This is a genomic window from Sphingomonas sp. Leaf343, assembly GCF_001423765.1.
Lineage (GTDB): Bacteria > Pseudomonadota > Alphaproteobacteria > Sphingomonadales > Sphingomonadaceae > Sphingomonas.
Genome location: NZ_LMPG01000003.1, coordinates 31,831 through 47,230, shown reverse-complemented (window position 1 = coordinate 47,230; position 15,400 = coordinate 31,831). Strand labels below are relative to the sequence as shown.

Genomic DNA, 15,400 nt, shown 5'->3' with positions numbered 1-15,400 from the left:
GTTTACAACTCGCAGTCACTAGATGGCTTCCGCCCTGGGAGATGAAACATGGCCGCCGTGGCCTTCAATATCGACGAGGCCTACGAGCCTACTGCACACGAGATCGAGGCGGCCGGTAACGCCGCGCGTGCACTGTCGAGGGTAGATTCCAGCCGCCCTATTCACCTGACTGTAGAAGGGGCAGGTGAGGACGTTATCAGCCTGCCGTCTGGTGTGTTCAACAGCATCGTCAAGATGCTAGTTGAGATCGGCAACGGTCATGCCGTCACTGTCGTGCCGGTACAGGCAGAGCTTACAACTAGCCAAGCAGCCGACCTGCTCAACATGTCGCGTCCACACCTCATTAAGCTCTTAGAACGCGGTGATCTGCCGTTCCGGATGGTCGGCACGCATCGTAAGCTGCTCGGACGCGACGTGCTGACCTACCGCAGCCGCATGGATGCGGCCCGGCATGAGGCCCTGCAGGAAATGGCGGATCTGGATCAGGAAGCTGGCCTCTTCGACGATCACACGCCTCTCGATCGTCCCTGATGCTGGTCGGCCGCTACACCGTCCTGCTCGATGCCAACGTCATGCACCCCTCCATCGTGCGGGGTGCGCTTTTGTGGTTCGCCGCCAGCCGGCTGTTCCGGCCGCTCTGGAGCGAGGCCATCCTGGCCGAGTGGGAGGAAAGCTTAAGGCGACGGTTTGCCGATCTGGCAGCTGACCATTTCCAACGCCAGCGGACCTACATGGACAGCTTCGGAGAGGCGCTGGTGGAAGGCTACGAACCGCTGATGCCTGCCCTGACACTGCCTGATCCCAAGGACGTCCATGTTCTTGCCGCAGCGATTCACGGCAGAGCCGACGCGATTGTCACGTACAACCTCAAGGATTTTCCGGTCGAAGCAGCCGCCCGCCACGGTATCGAGGTGAAGCATCCCGACGACTTCATCGTTAATGTCATCGACCTCGATACGGCCAAGGCGCTGACCGCAATCGGAAACCAACGCCGTCAGTTTCACAATCCCGCTGTCACCGCCGAAGATTACCTCGACCGCTTTCGGAAAAGCGATTTGGTCCAAGCAAGCCACCGACTGCAACCCCTTGTCGAGCTATTCTGAATGAGGGTTCTGACACCAGTAAGCGCTTGAAAGGCGGCGACCTATCTCAAGCGTCAGAACCGTTCGGTTTTGACACAAAGCTTCCTCGAAAACGATGGTCTTTTGGGAACGATAGATCTTTCCCAAAAGCCGTTTTCACACGAGAAGGGAGAACACTAGAACCGCTTGCGAACGCCCACAGGCGGTAGAGCGCGGCACGCTAAGCGCCGCGCTCGATCGGATTATTCAGCGAGGCTTTCGATAATTGGGCACTCCGGGCGATCATCGCCGTGACAGCGCTCAACCAAGTCGATCAGCGCCAATTGCATAGCTTTCAACGCGCGCGCCTTGCGGCCCAGCTCGGCAGCGCGCGCTTTCGCCAGCGCCTTAACTTCGGCGCTCGACCGATCCCGATCCGACCACAAGCCGAGTAGCGTGCGGATCTCCTCGATTGGAAACCCAAGGTCTCGCGCGTTGGCGATGAACCGCAGCCGATGAATGTCCACTTCCGAATAATCCCGGTAGCTCCCGCGCCGGAGCGGTGCGGGCACAAGGTCGATCTTCTCGTAGTGGCGGATCATGCGTTGCGAGACGCCGCTGGCCTCCGACGCCGCCCCGATGTTCATAGTTTCACCGTGTTCAGACGCAGCGCGTTGAGCACGACGGTGAAGGAAGAGAGGGCCATCGCAGCGCCAGCCAGCATTGGTGACAGAAGGATGCCGGCAACGGGGTAGAGCACGCCGGCCGCGACGGGCACGCCGACCCCGTTGAACAGGAATGAGAAGAACAGGTTCTGCCGAATGTTCCGCATCGTCGCACGGGCGAGCTTGCGCGCGCGCACGATCGCCGAAAGATCGCCGCGTGTGAGCGTCATGCCCGCGCTTTCTATCGCTACGTCGGTTCCCGTCCCCATCGCGAGCCCAACGTCGGCAGCGGCCAGCGCCGGGGCGTCGTTGATACCGTCGCCGGCCATTGCAACCTTGGCACCATCAGCTTTCAATTCGCCGATGATCCGCGCCTTATCTTCCGGTCGCAGATCGGCGCGTACATCGTCCAGGCCGCCCACGGCGCGCGCAACCGCATCGGCCGTCCCGCGATTGTCGCCCGTCAGCATGATAACGCGCAGACCTTCCTTGCGAAGAGCCGCGATGGCGTCGCGCGCCGAAGGGCGCACCGGGTCAGCAACCGCGAGCAAGCCCGCGAGTGCGCCGTCGATCGCGATCAGGATGACGCCGGCTCCCTCGCTCCGATGGCGATCGGCCGAAGCGTCGAGTGACTGGGGATCGGCACCGACCCGGCTCATTTGTGCGGCATTGCCGATCACCACCGATCGGCCGCCAACCGTGGCACTGACACCCATGCCGGTCTGCGAAGCGAAGTCTGCGACCGTGGCGAGTTGCAATCCGCGTTCCTTGGCGGCGACGACGATCGCGTGGGCTAGCGGGTGTTCGGACTGTCCTTCGACAGCCGCAGCGAGCGCGAGCATGTCGTTCTCTCCAACGGTGCCGGTTGCCTCGATCGCGACCAGCGACGGCTTGCCTTCCGTTAGCGTGCCCGTCTTGTCGATGACCAGCGTATCGACCTTATCGAGTGCCTGTAGGCTTTCGGCATTCTTGACGAGCACGCCGGCCTGCGCGCCGCGGCCGGTGCCAACCATAATCGACATAGGGGTCGCGAGCCCGAGCGCGCACGGGCAGGCGATCACCAGCACGGCGATCGCATTAAGAAGGGCGTGACCCATGCGTGGCTCGGGACCGACCAGCGACCACACCACGAAGGTCGCGACCGAGATCAGCACGACCAAAGGTACGAACCAGCCCGATACCCGGTCGGCGACCGCCTGGATCGGGGCACGGCTGCGCTGCGCTTCCGCGACCATGCGGACGATGCGCGCCAGCATCGTGTCCGAACCGACCGCGCCGGCTTCCATAACGAGGCTGCCCGTGCCGTTCACCGTCCCCCCCGTGACTGCGGCATCGACTTCCTTGAGGACGGGGGCCGGCTCGCCGGTGAGCATGGATTCATCGACCGAGGAGCGACCCTCGACCACCACGCCATCGACCGGGATCGCATCGCCGGGGCGGACCCGCAACCGATCTCCGGTTGCCACGTCGGCAAGGCTGACTTCTTCCTCTGACCCGTCAGACCGCAACCGTCGCGCTGTCTTGGGAGCGAGGTCCATGAGGGCGCGTATCGCGCGGCCAGTCGCCGCTCTGGCGCGCAATTCGAGAACCTGTCCGAGCAACACCAGTGTCACGACGACGCCGGCAGCTTCGTAATAGACTGGGACCATGCCCCCGTGCATCCGGAACGTCGCAGGGAAGATGCTGGGCGCGAGTGTTGCGACCAGGCTGTAGAGGAATGCCGCACCGACGCCGATCGCGATCAGCGTGAACATATTCAGATGGCGGGTGCGAAGCGACATCCACCCCCGCTCGAAAAACGGCCATCCCGCCCACAGCACAATTGGCGCAGTGAGTGCGAGTTGGACCCAAGGCGAAGCGGTAGGGCTAACAACATGGAGCCCAAACATCTCGGCGAACATCGAAACAATGAGCAGCGGAACGGTGAGCGCTCCTGCTACCCACAAACGCCGGGTGAAATCGACTAGTTCTGGATTGGGACCGTCATCGAGCGACGGCTCTTCCGGTTCGAGGGCCATGCCGCAAATGGGGCACGTTCCCGGCCCTTCCCGACGAATCTCAGGGTGCATGGGGCACGTCCACATCGCTCCCGGGGTTGCCACCGGCTCGGGCTTTGGCTTGGCCCCAAGGTAGGCATCAGGGTCAGCGACGAACTTGGTTCGACACCCTGCACTACAGAAATGATACTCGTGCCCGGCATGCTCGGCATGGTGCGCTGTTTTTGCCAGATCAACGGTCATGCCGCATACCGGGTCGGTCACTGTGGCAGAAGGTTCTCCGCCCGCTTTCCCTGAGCAGCATCCTTCCTTGGCAGCTTGTGGAACAGCCGGAGATTTGGAGGACGAGCAGCAGGACGCGCCCGCCTCGCGCTCGATCGCAGCAGCTTTATCAGCTTGCTTGTTCGAGCACCCGCAGCCCCCGGCCAAATGGGCGTGGAAATCAGGGTCGTTCATAGAAAAACTCCTTCAACCCGAGAGCATGTAGGGTCTGACACCGTGTCAGGGTCAAGCCCCCCTTCCAACGACTCACGGCACCTAATTAAATTACGTCGCAAAGCTCGATTGCCCTCAAACCAATAGCTACATGGCCGACGCAGGGGGTTCGAGCGTGCCGAGCCAACCTACCAGCACGAGGATCGCGACCACGCACGAAGCCTCGACTGCAAGACTTGTTCGCAAGGTTCGCAGCGCGCCTTTATAATCGCCTGCTGACACCGATCGTTCGAATGCCGGTGTAAAGCGGAAGCGGTTAAGGGAAGCGAGTCCGAGCATCCCACCCAACAGCACAAGCTTGGCGATCAAGAGCCTGCCGTAGACCGTCGTGCCGAGGGTCGGGAGATTGCCAAGGCCAACCAACAGCCAAGCGTTGATGAGGCCGGTGATGACGATCGTACCGACGACAATCGTGCCGGTCAGACCGAACCCGTGCAGCGCTCGATAGGTCAGTGCGAGGTGGGCGGCATCGGTGCGCCGCGCTGGTCGTGTCACCAGCAGCCCAAGCCCGAGCAGCGCTCCCACCCACGCACCAGCGCTCAGGAGATGGAGGATATCGGCCGCCAGATGCACCCACCCGGTCGCGCCTTCGTCCATCGCCCCGTGCCCCGTCCAGGCGAGCGTTGCGAGAGCGACGCCGGAAAAGATGGCGACCAAGCCAAGCGGCATCGTGCGCCGCGCCGCTATTAGGGCAGCGATAGACGCCACCAAGAGCGCGATCATGCGTACTTTCCATGCCGTGCCCGTTGCGGAGTCAGAGAGCAGCATTCCGACTGCTTCCCGATCGATCGGCCACGGAGGTGCACCTGCCATCGCGGCTGCGAGCAGCGCGACCGCTATGCCGGAGAATAGCAGGGCGAGAAGCCCGGTCCCGAACAGCCAAGGGCGGAAGGCAAGCGCGTTGCCGCGCTCACCGACCTTCAACCCGTAGAGGCCGAATGCCGAGAGGCCGAACAGCCCGCTCAGCGTCACGTAAAGCGCGAAGCGAACCGCGATCAGCGGCCAGTCGGCTTCCACCTTACTTCACCGTGAAGGCGTAGTTTCCGGTGATGCGGTGTGTGTCGGTCGAGACCACATGCCAGGCAAGCTTATAGCTACCCGCGCCGAGCGGCGACTTGGGCGTGACGACGAGGGTGCGACCGTCCGAGCCGACAGTTGCGGTCCCGACGACTTTCATTGGTGCGTGCGTCATGCCGCCATGCCCGGTCATCATCAGATCCGCACCGGAAAACTTGGGCATCAGCTTCTCGCTGAAGCGCAGTGTGACATTGGCGGGCTTCGCGACCATCGCATTCGGTGCCGGGGATGCGGATACGAGTTTGGGATGGGCCTGGGCGGCTCCGGCAAGGCCGAGAAGGACGACAGCGGTAGGAAGGAAGACGCGACGCATGGGAATACTCCGATCAGGTTCGTGCCTGTTCTACGCGGCCCGGCCGCTCGCCCCTCATGACGGAAGTCGAGGGGTGATGGGCATCGCTGCGTAACAAGTGGTAGAGGCGCGGAGTGGACAGCATGGACGATCTAGACAGAACATTGGCGAGGCTCGCGGGCGCACCCGTGCCGGCATCGCTGGACGGGATCGAAGCGCAGGTGTTCGCACGCATCGGTGCGCAGCCCGTCGCACGGTTGACCGGATTGGGCGTCGGGGGCGTGATGGTCGCAGCGCTCGCGATCGGCATGGTTGGCGCGGAACTTCCGGCGACCGCCAGCCCTGCGGTGTCGCTTTCGCCGCTCGGGGGCGCATCACCACTGGCGCCATCGGTCTTGCTGATTGGTGAGCCATGACATCGACCAAGCGGCTTATCGTCTGCGTTGTACTGGCCTTCCTCGCGGCTATCGCAGGCGTATTTCTTGCGCGCGTGTTGCTGCCCCAGCCTAAGCAACCGGGCACCGCCTTGCACGAGGTCCTGCACCATAAGCTGGCGCTTGATGGCAATCAGCAGGCCCGGCTGAAAAGCCTAGAGGACCGGTTCGCGGTGCAACGCCACGCGCTGGAATTGGAAATGCGCGCGGACAATGCACGGCTAGCCGAGGCCATTGAGACCGAGCATGGCAACGGCCCCAAGGTGACCGCCGCGGTCGATCAGAGTCATGCGGCGATGGGCGAGTTACAGAAGGCAACGTTGGCGCATATCTTCGCCATGCGGCAGCTTTTGCGCCCGGATCAGACCCCCCAATTCGATGCTGCGGTGGTGAAGGCGCTCACCGACGACCAGGGGTGAGCCTCGATTGGACCACCCTGTCCGACGGCGAACTGGCGACGCTCAGCATCGCTGGCCGACAAGCGGCATTCTCCGAAATCATGCGTCGCTATCGTCAGCCTATATTCCGGCTCGCGCGCGCCTTTGTCGGCGAGGCCGACGAAGCGCTCGATTTGGTTCAAGAGACGTTTGTCGCGGCGCATCAGGCGATGCCGCGCTACGATACACAGCGGGCGATGAAAGCATGGCTTTCTACGATCGCCGTCAACAAATGCCGGGATTGGGCAAGGAAGCGCGCGGTCCGTCGGTTTTTCTCCTTTGCCGCACCGCTCGACGAACAGGCCGAGACGATCGCGGACGATCAGGTAGCAATCGATGACGCAGCAGCCGATCGGCAGGAACTTGCCAAAGTGACGCGCGCCATCGCGACCTTGCCGATGAATCTCAAAGAACCGTTGGTGCTCCGCACGATCGAGGGTTTGAGCCAGGCGGAAACGGCCGATGTATTGGGGATCAGCCAGAAGGCGGTCGAAACCAGGCTATATCGGGCTCGCGCGCGCCTCGCCGAAAATTTGAAAGAGAACCAAGGGGTAGGCGCACGGGACGCGTAAGAGGTGAGACGGGCCGGCAGCGGCTCAATCCCAAGGAGCTACCATGTCGCGCGTTCTAGACCGCCGCCAATTGCTGCGCGGTGCCACTCTTGCAGGAGGCGGTGTTGCGCTGTCGGCATATATGCCGGCATGGGCGCAGCCTGTTTCCGCTGGTATTGTGAAGCCGCTGCCTACTGTATCGGGTGATGAAATCCGGCTCCGGGTCGCGCACCAGATGATGATGATCGACGGACGGCAGAGCCACGCCATCGGCATTAACGGCACTGTGCCCGCACCGCTGATCCGGCTGCGGGAAGGTCAGACCGTGCGGCTGCATGTCGAGAACGGTCTTGATGAGCAGACCTCGTTGCACTGGCACGGCCTGATCGTGCCGTTCCAGATGGACGGCGTGCCGGGCGTTGCCTTCCCCGGCATCGATAAGCGCACGACCTTCACCTACGAGTTCCCGATCGTGCAGGCCGGCACCTATTGGTATCACAGCCATTCCGGGTTGCAGGAGCAGATGGGGCTCTACGGCCCCATCGTGATCGACCCCAAGGGCGTTGACCCGATCCAGTCGGATCGCGAGCACGTTATCGTGCTGTCCGACCACAGCCAGCTCCACCCGCATCGCATCTTCATGAAGCTCAAGAAGCAGTCGGGCTATTTCAACCGGCAGCAGCAGACGCTCGCCGGCCTGCTCAAGGGCGAGGACCAGCCGCTCAAGGATCGCCTCGATTGGGGCAAGATGCGGATGGACCCGACCGACGTCGCCGACGTGACGGGTTCAAACTACACCTATCTCGTCAACGGGCATGGGCCGCAGGACAATTGGACGGGGCTGTTCAGGCCGGGCGAGCGGGTGCGGCTGCGTGTCATCAATGCGTCCGCGATGACGACCTTCAACGTCCGGATTCCGGGGTTGAAGCTGAGCGTTGTCCAGGCGGACGGCCTCAACGTCCGTCCCGTTGAGGTCGACGAGTTCCAGATCGGCGTGGCCGAGACCTACGACGTGATCGTCACTCCATCGGACGAGCGCGCCTACACGCTGGTCGGTGAGAGCGTGGACAGGTCCGGCATGGCGCGCGCAACGCTAAGCCCCCGCGAAGGCATGGCCGCTGAAGTCCCTCCACTTCGCAAGCGCCCTGTCGCCACCATGAAGGACATGGGGATGGACATGAACATGGATATGTCGGGCGGCGGTTCGATGCAGGGCATGGACCATAGTGGCATGCCTGGAATGGATCACGGATCAATGGCCACGGCTCAAAAGCCCGCCGCTGCGATGGACCACGCGCAGATGGACCACGGTGCTGCCGGTGCCGGCGCGGGCGGAATGGCCGGGATGGATCACGGCGCGATGCAGTCGGGTGCTACGATGCCAGGCATGGCAGGTGCGCCCGACGCCGCAGGTGGTATGGCAATGGGCGGCATGGCGGGCATGGACATGAACATGCGCGACTTTTCGAAAGCGCCGGGCGTGAAGAAGGGGCCGGGTGTCCAGACCATCTCGCCGATGCCGATGGATCGTACCGGCGACCCCGGTCAGGGTCTGGAGAATGTCGGGCATCGTGTGCTGAATTACCGCGATCTGGTCGCGGTCGATCGCAATCCCGATCTGCGCGCGCCGTCGCGCGAGGTGCAGATCCACCTTACCGGCAACATGGAACGCTACATGTGGGCGCTCGACGGTGAAAAGCTGTCCGAGGTGAAGGCACCGATCCCATTTCTTGCTGGCGAGCGCGTCCGCGTCACGCTGGTCAACGACACGATGATGGGCCACCCGATCCACTTGCACGGCCACTTCTTCGAATTGGTGACGGGGCACGGCGCGTACAGCCCGAGAAAGCATACCGTCATGGTCCAACCGGGGGGCAAGGTCAGTTGGGACGTGACCGCCAACGAGGGCGATTGGGCATTCCACTGCCACATGCTCTACCACATGCACGCGGGCATGATGCAGGTCGTCCAGGTCCGTTCGGCGAAGGGAGAGGCGGCATGAAGGCGCTGCTTCTCGCCGGGATCGGCGCGCTGGTCGCCACGGCACCTGCCACGGCGCAGACGATGGACCATTCAATGATGCCGGGCATGAGCATGCCGGGCATGAAAATGCCGGCGAAAAAACCGACCGCTAGATCGAGACCGGCCACAAAGCGGGCCCCTGCCAAGAAGGCAGCGACTAGGAAGGTCCCGGCAAAGCGTCCCTCCAAGCCTGCAGCCGATCCACATGCCGAACACACGATGCCCGGCATGGACATGAGCGGTGCGAACGCGGCCGATCCGCACGCCGGCCACGACATGTCCCAAATGTCAGGCATGAACCCTGCTCCGGCTACCGCAACAGGCGAGCACACCGGCCATGATATGTCGGCGATGCCCGGCATGGATATGGCACCCGGCCAGCCAACGCAGCATGACATGTCTTCAATGCCGGGAATGGCGACCGTGCCTGTCGGTACAGACCTGAAGTCGGGCAATGCGCCCGCGCCTGCACCATCTCCGGTGCTGGCAGCGTCTCGCTATTACGGCGAGGCAGCCATGAGCGATGCCAACCGCGACCTGCGCCGCGAGCATGGCGGAATGACCTACTACCAAGTGCTCTTCAACCTTGCCGAGTATCAGGCGCGCAAAGGCGGGGACGGCTATCGATGGGATGGCGAGGCTTGGATCGGGGGAGACATCAACCGTCTCACCCTGAAGAGCGAAGGCGAGGGCACATTTGGCAAACCGCTCGAAGCGGCCGAGGTGCAGGCGCTCTACAGCCGTGCGCTCGATCCCTATTGGAACCTTCAGGCGGGCGTCCGCTACGACTTCAAGCCGAACCCTTCTCGCACCTACGCGACGGTCGGGATCGAGGGGCTTGCGCCCTATTGGTTCGACGTCGAGGGGGCACTGTTCCTTTCTGACAAGGGCGACGTGCTTGGCCGAGCCGAGGCATGGTACGACGAGCGAGTGACACAATTCTTCGTCCTTCAGCCTCGCGTGGAAGCCAACTTTGCAGCCCAAGACGTGCGCCAGGACGGCATCGGATCGGGGCTTACGGACCTCGAACTCGGGCTCAGGCTGCGCTACGAAAAGTCGCGTGAGTTTGCGCCCTACATCGGCGTGTCGTGGGAAAGGCAATTCGGCGACACGGCACGCTTCACGAGAGCACGCGGTGATGACACGGGCGGCTTCAGCTTCGTTGCCGGCGTGAGGACCTGGTTCTGAGGAGCGGCAGGCTCCGCCTTCATGTCGGTGCCAGCAAGCTTCATCGCTGGCTGGCACTGATTATCGGGGTGCAGCTACTGCTCTGGTTCTCCAGCGGCTTGTTGATGAGCATCCTGCCGATCGAGCGGGTACGAGGAGAACACCTCGTTGCACGCGAGAACACGGCGACGATCGATCCGGCTCAGGAGTTTGCTTCCCCGGCATCGGTGTTGGGCGCTGCCCCCGGCCCGGTGCGCGAACTGCGCTACACGACCTTGTTCGGACAACCCGTCGCCGAGTTGACGATGGCTAACGGCACGGTCCGGATGCACGACGCCCGGACCGGTTTGCCGATGCAGCGTATCGATGCGCCCTTTGCGCTACGAGTTGCACGCGCGGCATATCGCGGCCCCGGTGTCCCTGTTGCGTCCGTCATGTTTGCTCGAACAGCGAGCACGGAGTTTCGTGGCAAACTGCCGGTCTGGCGTGTGGAGTTCGAGGACGCCGAGACGACGCGCGTGTTCGTGTCACCGGAGAACGGTAGGATTGTCGGTGTCCGAACGGGTACGTGGCGGCTCTATGATTTTTTCTGGGGCCTCCACATCATGGACTGGAAAAACCATGAGAACTTCAACACCCCTTGGATGATGGCATTTGCAGCTGGGGGGCTAGCCCTTGCGGTGGCAGGCGTGGTGCTGCTCTACATGCGCTGGCCGCGCCGCAGGCAAAGAAAAGTCCAAGGGGTGCACGACGTTGCCGCGTAACTCTCTCTAGGTGGGGGATACCTCGGGAGAACGACTATGAAGACCATTACCACGATCGGCATGTTAGCCGCAGCGCTCGCCGCCAGTCCGCTTGCCGCACAGAGCAGTATGGCGGGCATGGATCATAGCCAGATGCAGGGAATGGATCATTCCAAGATGATGAATGATCCGGGCAATCCTTACGCCGCATCCGAGATGGACATGCATCAGAAGATGATGGCCGCGAAGCAGGGAGACGCATCGGAGATGTGGACCCGCAAGATGATCGAACATCATCGTGGAGCCGTTACCATGTCGCGCGTGGCGCTTCGGGACGCGAAGGATGCCGACACGAAGCGGATGGCGCAGATGACCATTACGAAGCAGGAAAAGGACATCGCCGAGCTTCAGGGCTGGCTCAAGTCGCATGGCAAGCGCGCCCAATAAGGCCGCTGGCAGGAACCCCGCCCCCGGGCGGGGCTTCACCAAAGGAGTTTAGCAATGAAGTTTACGATCCGGAGTGCGATCGTCGCCGCAGCGATGATGACCCCGGCTGTGGCCTTAGCGGCGAACAGCATTGCCATGCACCGCGATCCAGGGTGCGGCTGTTGCGAGCAGTGGGCCAAGCAGGTCCGTCAGCAGTTCGGGCGCAACGTGCAGATCATCGATGACGCTCACCGCGATGTGCTTCAGCGCAAGATGGGTGTCCCCGCCGACCTCAGTTCATGTCACACCGCGGTAGTCGACGGTATGGCATTTGAGGGCCATGTACCGATTGCCGACATGAAACGGGTGCTTGCCCAGCATCCCAAAGGCGTAAACGGGCTTGCCGTGCCGGGTATGCCGGTGGGATCACCTGGCATGGAAATGCCGGGCATGAACGCACAGCCCTATGAGGTGATCGCGTTCGGACCAACCGGACGCAAGGTGTTCGCCCGCCATTAAAAGAGGGAGGCGCGGACGCCTCCCTCCCATTTACTTTTCATGCCCGACATGTCGTGGCCGGCATGGTCTTTACGCCTGCCGCTTTCATGTCGGTGCAGGGCGTTGTCGGAATCGATAGTGGTTTGAAGATCGTGAGAGCTTTCATAACTTAACATATCCGCTATGCCGGATGCATGGATAACGATTCGGCTATCATTGCGCTTGGTGCGCTCGCGCAAGGCACACGCCTCGACGTGTTTCGCCTGCTGGTTCGCCACGAACCGGACGGCATGGCGGCGGGTGAAATTGCCCGTCAGCTCGACGTGCCGCAGAACACCATGTCCGCGCACCTCGGCATTCTCGCGCGCGCCGGCATCGTGCGCTCGGAACGGCATAGCCGGTCGATTATTTACCGTGCCGATCTAGACGGGCTGCGCGCGCTAACGCTGTTCCTCGTCAAGGATTGCTGTGCCGGCTCGCCTGAACTGTGTGCGCCGCTCCTGGCCGAACTCACCCCCTGCTGCTGAAAGGACGCCCCGTGGCCGTCGATATCGTGATCTATCACAACCCCGAGTGCGGCACGTCGCGCAACACGCTGGCGATGATCCGCAATGCTGGCATCGAGCCGCACGTCATCGAATATCTGAAAACCCCACCCTCGCGCGTGTTGCTGGTCGAGCTGATCGACCGCGCCGGGATCACGCCCCGCGATCTGCTACGCGAGAAGGGGACGCCCTATGCGGAGCTGGGCCTTGGTGACGATGCGCTGTCAGACGACACGCTGGTGGACGCGATGATGGCGCATCCGGTCCTCATTAACCGGCCGCTGGTCGTCTCGCCGCTCGGCGTGAAGCTGTGCCGACCGTCCGAAGCGGTCCTCGATCTGCTGCCTGATGCCCAACAGGGCGCGTTTGCCAAGGAAGACGGCGAACAGGTTGTGGATGCTTCGGGCCAGCGCATCGCCTGATGCTGCTCGCGTTCGCTATCTTCGTCGTCACGATCGCGCTCGTCATCTGGCAGCCCAAGGGCCTGGGCATCGGCTGGAGCGCGCTAGGCGGCGCGGCCGTCGCGCTACTCGTCGGGGTCGTTTCGCTCTCTGACGTGCCGGTGGTGTGGGGCATCGTCTGGAACGCGACCGCGACGTTCGTCGCGATCATCATCGTCAGCCTGTTGCTCGATGAAGCCGGGTTCTTCGAATGGGCGGCGCTCCACGTTGCGCGCTGGGGCGGGGGGCATGGTCGTCGGCTGTTCGTGCTGATCGTCCTGCTCGGGGCGGCGGTGTCGGCGCTGTTCGCCAATGACGGCGCCGCGCTGATCCTGACGCCGATCGTCATCGCGATGCTGAGGGCCCTGGGATACAAGGACAAGGCGACGCTGGCGTTCGTCATGGCGGCGGGGTTCATTGCCGATACCGCAAGCCTGCCGCTGATCGTCTCCAACCTCGTCAACATCGTGTCGGCCGACTTCTTCCGGATCGGCTTTGCCGATTATGCCTCGGTGATGGTGCCGGTCGATCTGGCGTCGATCGCCGCGACGCTGGTCGTGCTGCTGCTGTTCTTCCGGCGCGACATACCCGCCAGCTACGATGTGGCGCAGCTCCGCGCGCCCGCTGATGCGATCCGTGACCATGCCACATTCAAGGCGGGCTGGGTCGTCCTCGCCCTGCTGCTCGCCGGCTTCTTCTTGCTCGAACCTATCGGCGTGCCGGTCAGCGCCGTCGCTGCTGCCGGTGCCGTGCTCTTGCTGGTCATCGCCGCGCGCGGCCATGTCATCCAGACGCGCAAGGTGCTGGCCGGCGCGCCGTGGCAGGTCGTGATCTTCTCGCTCGGCATGTACCTGGTCGTCTATGGCCTGCGGAATGCCGGACTGACCGACCATCTTGCCGGCCTGCTCGATCGCACCGCGCAAGGCGGCGTTTGGGGTGCGGCGTTCGGCACCGGGATCATTGCCGCGCTGCTGTCGTCGGTGATGAACAACATGCCGACCGTTCTGGTGGGTGCGCTGTCGATCGACGCGACGCACGCCACGGGCGCGATCAAGGAAGCCATGATTTACGCCAACGTGATCGGGTGCGACCTTGGCCCGAAAATCACACCGATTGGCTCGCTCGCGACGCTGCTCTGGCTGCACGTCCTCGGGCAAAAGGGCATCCGGATTGGCTGGGGCTATTACTTCAAGGTTGGTGCGACACTAACGATCCCGGTGCTGCTGGTAACGCTCGCGGCACTCGCGATCAGGATCAGCATGGTATGACGGCACTCGTCTATCTTGCCGCGTCGCTTGCGGAAATCGCAGGGTGCTTTGCCTTTTGGGCATGGTTGCGGCTGGACAAATCGCCTCTGTGGCTGGCTCCGGGCGTGGTCTCACTTATGCTGTTCGCCTGGCTACTGACACGCGTGGATAGCGACGCAGCGGGGAGGGCCTATGCTGCCTATGGCGGCGTCTACATCTGCGCATCGCTGATCTGGCTCTGGGCTGTCGAAGGGGTAAGGCCCGATCGCTGGGACGCGGGTGGAGCTGCACTTTGCCTGATCGGCACCTGTATCATTCTGCTTGGCCCAAGGACCGCCTGATGCCGCTCCGCACTCTCTCCGATCCTGATAATCTGCCCGCGCTTGATCGGCGCTATGCGCTCGATCGTCCTGCCCTTGGGCTGGGCGCTGGTGATCCACCTCCGCGCATACTGTTGCTCTACGGCTCCCTGCGGGAGCGATCCTTTTCGCGGCTATGCGTCGAGGAAGCTGCTCGCCTGCTGCAATTCTTCGGCTGCGAAACGCGGATCTTCGATCCTTCGACGTTGCCGTTGCCCGATCAGGTGACGGGGGACGACCACCCGGCCGTTCACGAGCTGCGCGAACTGTCGATGTGGTCGGAGGGGCATGTGTGGTGCAGCCCCGAGCGGCATGGCCAGATTACTGGCATCATGAAGCTGCAAGTCGATCACCTGCCGCTGTCGATGGGCGGCATGCGCCCAACGCAAGGCCGCACGCTTGCCGTCATGCAGGTGTCGGCGGGATCGCAGTCGTTCAACAGCGTGAACACCCTGCGCGTCCTCGGCCGTTGGATGCGAATGGTGACGATCCCCAACCAATCCAGCGTAGCCAAGGCGTTTGCGGAGTTTGACGACGCCGGTCGGATGAAGCCGTCCAGTTATTACGATCGGATCGTGGATGTGATGGAGGAGCTGGTGCGCTTCACGGTCCTGCTACGCCCGCACACCACGCAGCTTGTCGATCGCTATTCCGAGCGAAAGGAGGCAGGTATGCCGATCGATAGCGCCACGGACCTTTCGAGCATCGCAACCTCACCAACGTATCGGAAAGGCCAGTAAAGTCCGCTTAGTGTGGCAAACCGCTCCTGCGACATTGTGCATCACTGAGTGTGCTTCTAGATGCATCCAATGAAACGCCGGGCTCGCCCACTGTCCAAGATATTGCATTCCATGGCGTTTTTCGTCCTGGCCGTGATGTTGCTGGTCCGGCTTGGCCCGCTCTGCGAGACGATGGCGATGGCCGCGCCTCCGGCTGCGTCCGCG

19 protein-coding genes are annotated in these 15,400 nt (G+C 62.8%); 15 read left to right on the top strand and 4 right to left on the bottom strand.

What is annotated here, in order from left to right:
* Nucleotides 1–48 precede the first annotated feature (48 nt).
* Complete coding sequence (locus ASG07_RS04965) at nt 49–531, top strand: helix-turn-helix domain-containing protein (protein WP_055763354.1); 483 nt, start codon at nt 49–51, stop codon at nt 529–531.
* On the top strand, nt 531–1,103 hold the full coding sequence (locus ASG07_RS04960; protein WP_055763351.1) for a PIN domain-containing protein: 573 nt from the start codon (nt 531–533) through the stop codon (nt 1,101–1,103). Before ASG07_RS04965 ends, ASG07_RS04960 begins: the two co-directional genes overlap by 1 nt.
* 221 nt (nt 1,104–1,324) lie before the next feature.
* Here the strand turns inward: ASG07_RS04960 and ASG07_RS04955 are convergent, their stop codons facing one another.
* The 4 genes from ASG07_RS04955 to copC form a co-directional block, all read right to left on the bottom strand.
* On the bottom strand, nt 1,325–1,708 hold the full coding sequence (locus ASG07_RS04955; protein WP_055763348.1) for a MerR family DNA-binding protein: 384 nt from the start codon (nt 1,706–1,708) through the stop codon (nt 1,325–1,327).
* Nucleotides 1,705–3,987, bottom strand: coding sequence for a heavy metal translocating P-type ATPase (locus ASG07_RS04950; protein WP_200909707.1), 2,283 nt, complete (start codon nt 3,985–3,987; stop codon nt 1,705–1,707). Before ASG07_RS04950 ends, ASG07_RS04955 begins: the two co-directional genes overlap by 4 nt.
* A 318-nt stretch (nt 3,988–4,305) precedes the next feature.
* A complete protein-coding gene (gene copD / locus ASG07_RS04945; RefSeq protein WP_055763342.1) occupies nt 4,306–5,235 on the bottom strand; it encodes a copper homeostasis membrane protein CopD in 930 nt (309 codons plus the stop codon).
* A gap of 1 nt (nt 5,236) precedes the next feature.
* Nucleotides 5,237–5,608 carry a copper homeostasis periplasmic binding protein CopC gene (gene copC / locus ASG07_RS04940; protein WP_055763339.1) on the bottom strand — a complete coding sequence of 124 codons (372 nt, stop codon included), beginning with the start codon at nt 5,606–5,608 and terminating at the stop codon, nt 5,237–5,239.
* 122 nt (nt 5,609–5,730) lie between these two features.
* On the opposite strand from copC, the gene ASG07_RS04935 reads away from it, so the two are divergent.
* From ASG07_RS04935 to arsH, 13 genes are all read left to right on the top strand, one after another.
* Nucleotides 5,731–6,003 (top strand): hypothetical protein, encoded by a 273-nt coding sequence (locus ASG07_RS04935; RefSeq protein ID WP_055763369.1) that lies wholly within the window; start codon nt 5,731–5,733, stop codon nt 6,001–6,003.
* Nucleotides 6,000–6,440, top strand: coding sequence for a periplasmic heavy metal sensor (locus ASG07_RS04930; protein ID WP_055763336.1), 441 nt, complete (start codon nt 6,000–6,002; stop codon nt 6,438–6,440). The genes ASG07_RS04935 and ASG07_RS04930 overlap by 4 nt, the downstream gene beginning before the upstream one ends.
* The gene (locus tag ASG07_RS04925; RefSeq protein WP_055763333.1) at nt 6,437–7,030 is read left to right on the top strand and encodes an RNA polymerase sigma factor; all 594 of its coding nucleotides are present in this window, start codon (nt 6,437–6,439) and stop codon (nt 7,028–7,030) included. Before ASG07_RS04930 ends, ASG07_RS04925 begins: the two co-directional genes overlap by 4 nt.
* Nucleotides 7,031–7,073: 43 nt before the next feature.
* Nucleotides 7,074–9,011: a copper resistance system multicopper oxidase gene (locus tag ASG07_RS04920; RefSeq protein WP_055843166.1), complete on the top strand. Its 1,938-nt coding sequence runs from the start codon at nt 7,074–7,076 to the stop codon at nt 9,009–9,011.
* On the top strand, nt 9,008–10,219 hold the full coding sequence (locus tag ASG07_RS04915) for a copper resistance protein B (RefSeq protein ID WP_055843164.1): 1,212 nt from the start codon (nt 9,008–9,010) through the stop codon (nt 10,217–10,219). Before ASG07_RS04920 ends, ASG07_RS04915 begins: the two co-directional genes overlap by 4 nt.
* Nucleotides 10,210–10,962, top strand: coding sequence for a PepSY domain-containing protein (locus ASG07_RS04910; RefSeq protein WP_055763323.1), 753 nt, complete (start codon nt 10,210–10,212; stop codon nt 10,960–10,962). The genes ASG07_RS04915 and ASG07_RS04910 overlap by 10 nt, the downstream gene beginning before the upstream one ends.
* A gap of 36 nt (nt 10,963–10,998) precedes the next feature.
* Nucleotides 10,999–11,388 (top strand): DUF305 domain-containing protein, encoded by a 390-nt coding sequence (locus tag ASG07_RS04905; protein WP_235516307.1) that lies wholly within the window; start codon nt 10,999–11,001, stop codon nt 11,386–11,388.
* Between the two features lie 54 nt (nt 11,389–11,442).
* Nucleotides 11,443–11,886, top strand: a complete 444-nt coding sequence (locus tag ASG07_RS04900; protein ID WP_055763320.1) for a DUF411 domain-containing protein — start codon at nt 11,443–11,445, stop codon at nt 11,884–11,886.
* A 173-nt stretch (nt 11,887–12,059) separates the two neighbouring features.
* Nucleotides 12,060–12,392 carry an ArsR/SmtB family transcription factor gene (locus ASG07_RS04895; RefSeq protein WP_055763316.1) on the top strand — a complete coding sequence of 111 codons (333 nt, stop codon included), beginning with the start codon at nt 12,060–12,062 and terminating at the stop codon, nt 12,390–12,392.
* An 11-nt stretch (nt 12,393–12,403) separates the two neighbouring features.
* A complete protein-coding gene (gene arsC / locus ASG07_RS04890) occupies nt 12,404–12,832 on the top strand; it encodes an arsenate reductase (glutaredoxin) (protein ID WP_082445493.1) in 429 nt (142 codons plus the stop codon).
* Nucleotides 12,832–14,118, top strand: a complete 1,287-nt coding sequence (locus tag ASG07_RS04885) for an arsenic transporter (protein ID WP_055843162.1) — start codon at nt 12,832–12,834, stop codon at nt 14,116–14,118. The genes arsC and ASG07_RS04885 overlap by 1 nt, the downstream gene beginning before the upstream one ends.
* Entirely contained in the window at nt 14,115–14,438 is a 324-nt protein-coding gene (locus tag ASG07_RS04880; RefSeq protein WP_031393241.1) for a YnfA family protein, read from the top strand. The genes ASG07_RS04885 and ASG07_RS04880 overlap by 4 nt, the downstream gene beginning before the upstream one ends.
* Complete coding sequence (gene arsH / locus ASG07_RS04875) at nt 14,438–15,196, top strand: arsenical resistance protein ArsH (RefSeq protein WP_031393242.1); 759 nt, start codon at nt 14,438–14,440, stop codon at nt 15,194–15,196. The genes ASG07_RS04880 and arsH overlap by 1 nt, the downstream gene beginning before the upstream one ends.
* Nucleotides 15,197–15,400 lie beyond the last annotated feature (204 nt).

What these genes read in the sequence shown, in the direction of transcription:
- ASG07_RS04880 (WP_031393241.1), top strand. Translation starts at nt 14,115, where the DNA reads ATGACGGCACTCGTCTATCTTGCCGCGTCGCTTGCGGAAATCGCAGGG.
- arsH (WP_031393242.1), top strand. Translation starts at nt 14,438, where the DNA reads ATGCCGCTCCGCACTCTCTCCGATCCTGATAATCTGCCCGCGCTTGAT.
- ASG07_RS04930 (WP_055763336.1), top strand. Translation starts at nt 6,000, where the DNA reads ATGACATCGACCAAGCGGCTTATCGTCTGCGTTGTACTGGCCTTCCTC.
- ASG07_RS04935 (WP_055763369.1), top strand. Translation starts at nt 5,731, where the DNA reads ATGGACGATCTAGACAGAACATTGGCGAGGCTCGCGGGCGCACCCGTG.
- ASG07_RS04960 (WP_055763351.1), top strand. Translation starts at nt 531, where the DNA reads ATGCTGGTCGGCCGCTACACCGTCCTGCTCGATGCCAACGTCATGCAC.
- ASG07_RS04915 (WP_055843164.1), top strand. Translation starts at nt 9,008, where the DNA reads ATGAAGGCGCTGCTTCTCGCCGGGATCGGCGCGCTGGTCGCCACGGCA.
- ASG07_RS04885 (WP_055843162.1), top strand. Translation starts at nt 12,832, where the DNA reads ATGCTGCTCGCGTTCGCTATCTTCGTCGTCACGATCGCGCTCGTCATC.
- ASG07_RS04920 (WP_055843166.1), top strand. Translation starts at nt 7,074, where the DNA reads ATGTCGCGCGTTCTAGACCGCCGCCAATTGCTGCGCGGTGCCACTCTT.
- ASG07_RS04900 (WP_055763320.1), top strand. Translation starts at nt 11,443, where the DNA reads ATGAAGTTTACGATCCGGAGTGCGATCGTCGCCGCAGCGATGATGACC.
- ASG07_RS04955 (WP_055763348.1), bottom strand. Translation starts at nt 1,708, where the DNA reads ATGAACATCGGGGCGGCGTCGGAGGCCAGCGGCGTCTCGCAACGCATG.
- ASG07_RS04905 (WP_235516307.1), top strand. Translation starts at nt 10,999, where the DNA reads ATGAAGACCATTACCACGATCGGCATGTTAGCCGCAGCGCTCGCCGCC.
- ASG07_RS04965 (WP_055763354.1), top strand. Translation starts at nt 49, where the DNA reads ATGGCCGCCGTGGCCTTCAATATCGACGAGGCCTACGAGCCTACTGCA.
- copC (WP_055763339.1), bottom strand. Translation starts at nt 5,608, where the DNA reads ATGCGTCGCGTCTTCCTTCCTACCGCTGTCGTCCTTCTCGGCCTTGCC.
- ASG07_RS04895 (WP_055763316.1), top strand. Translation starts at nt 12,060, where the DNA reads ATGGATAACGATTCGGCTATCATTGCGCTTGGTGCGCTCGCGCAAGGC.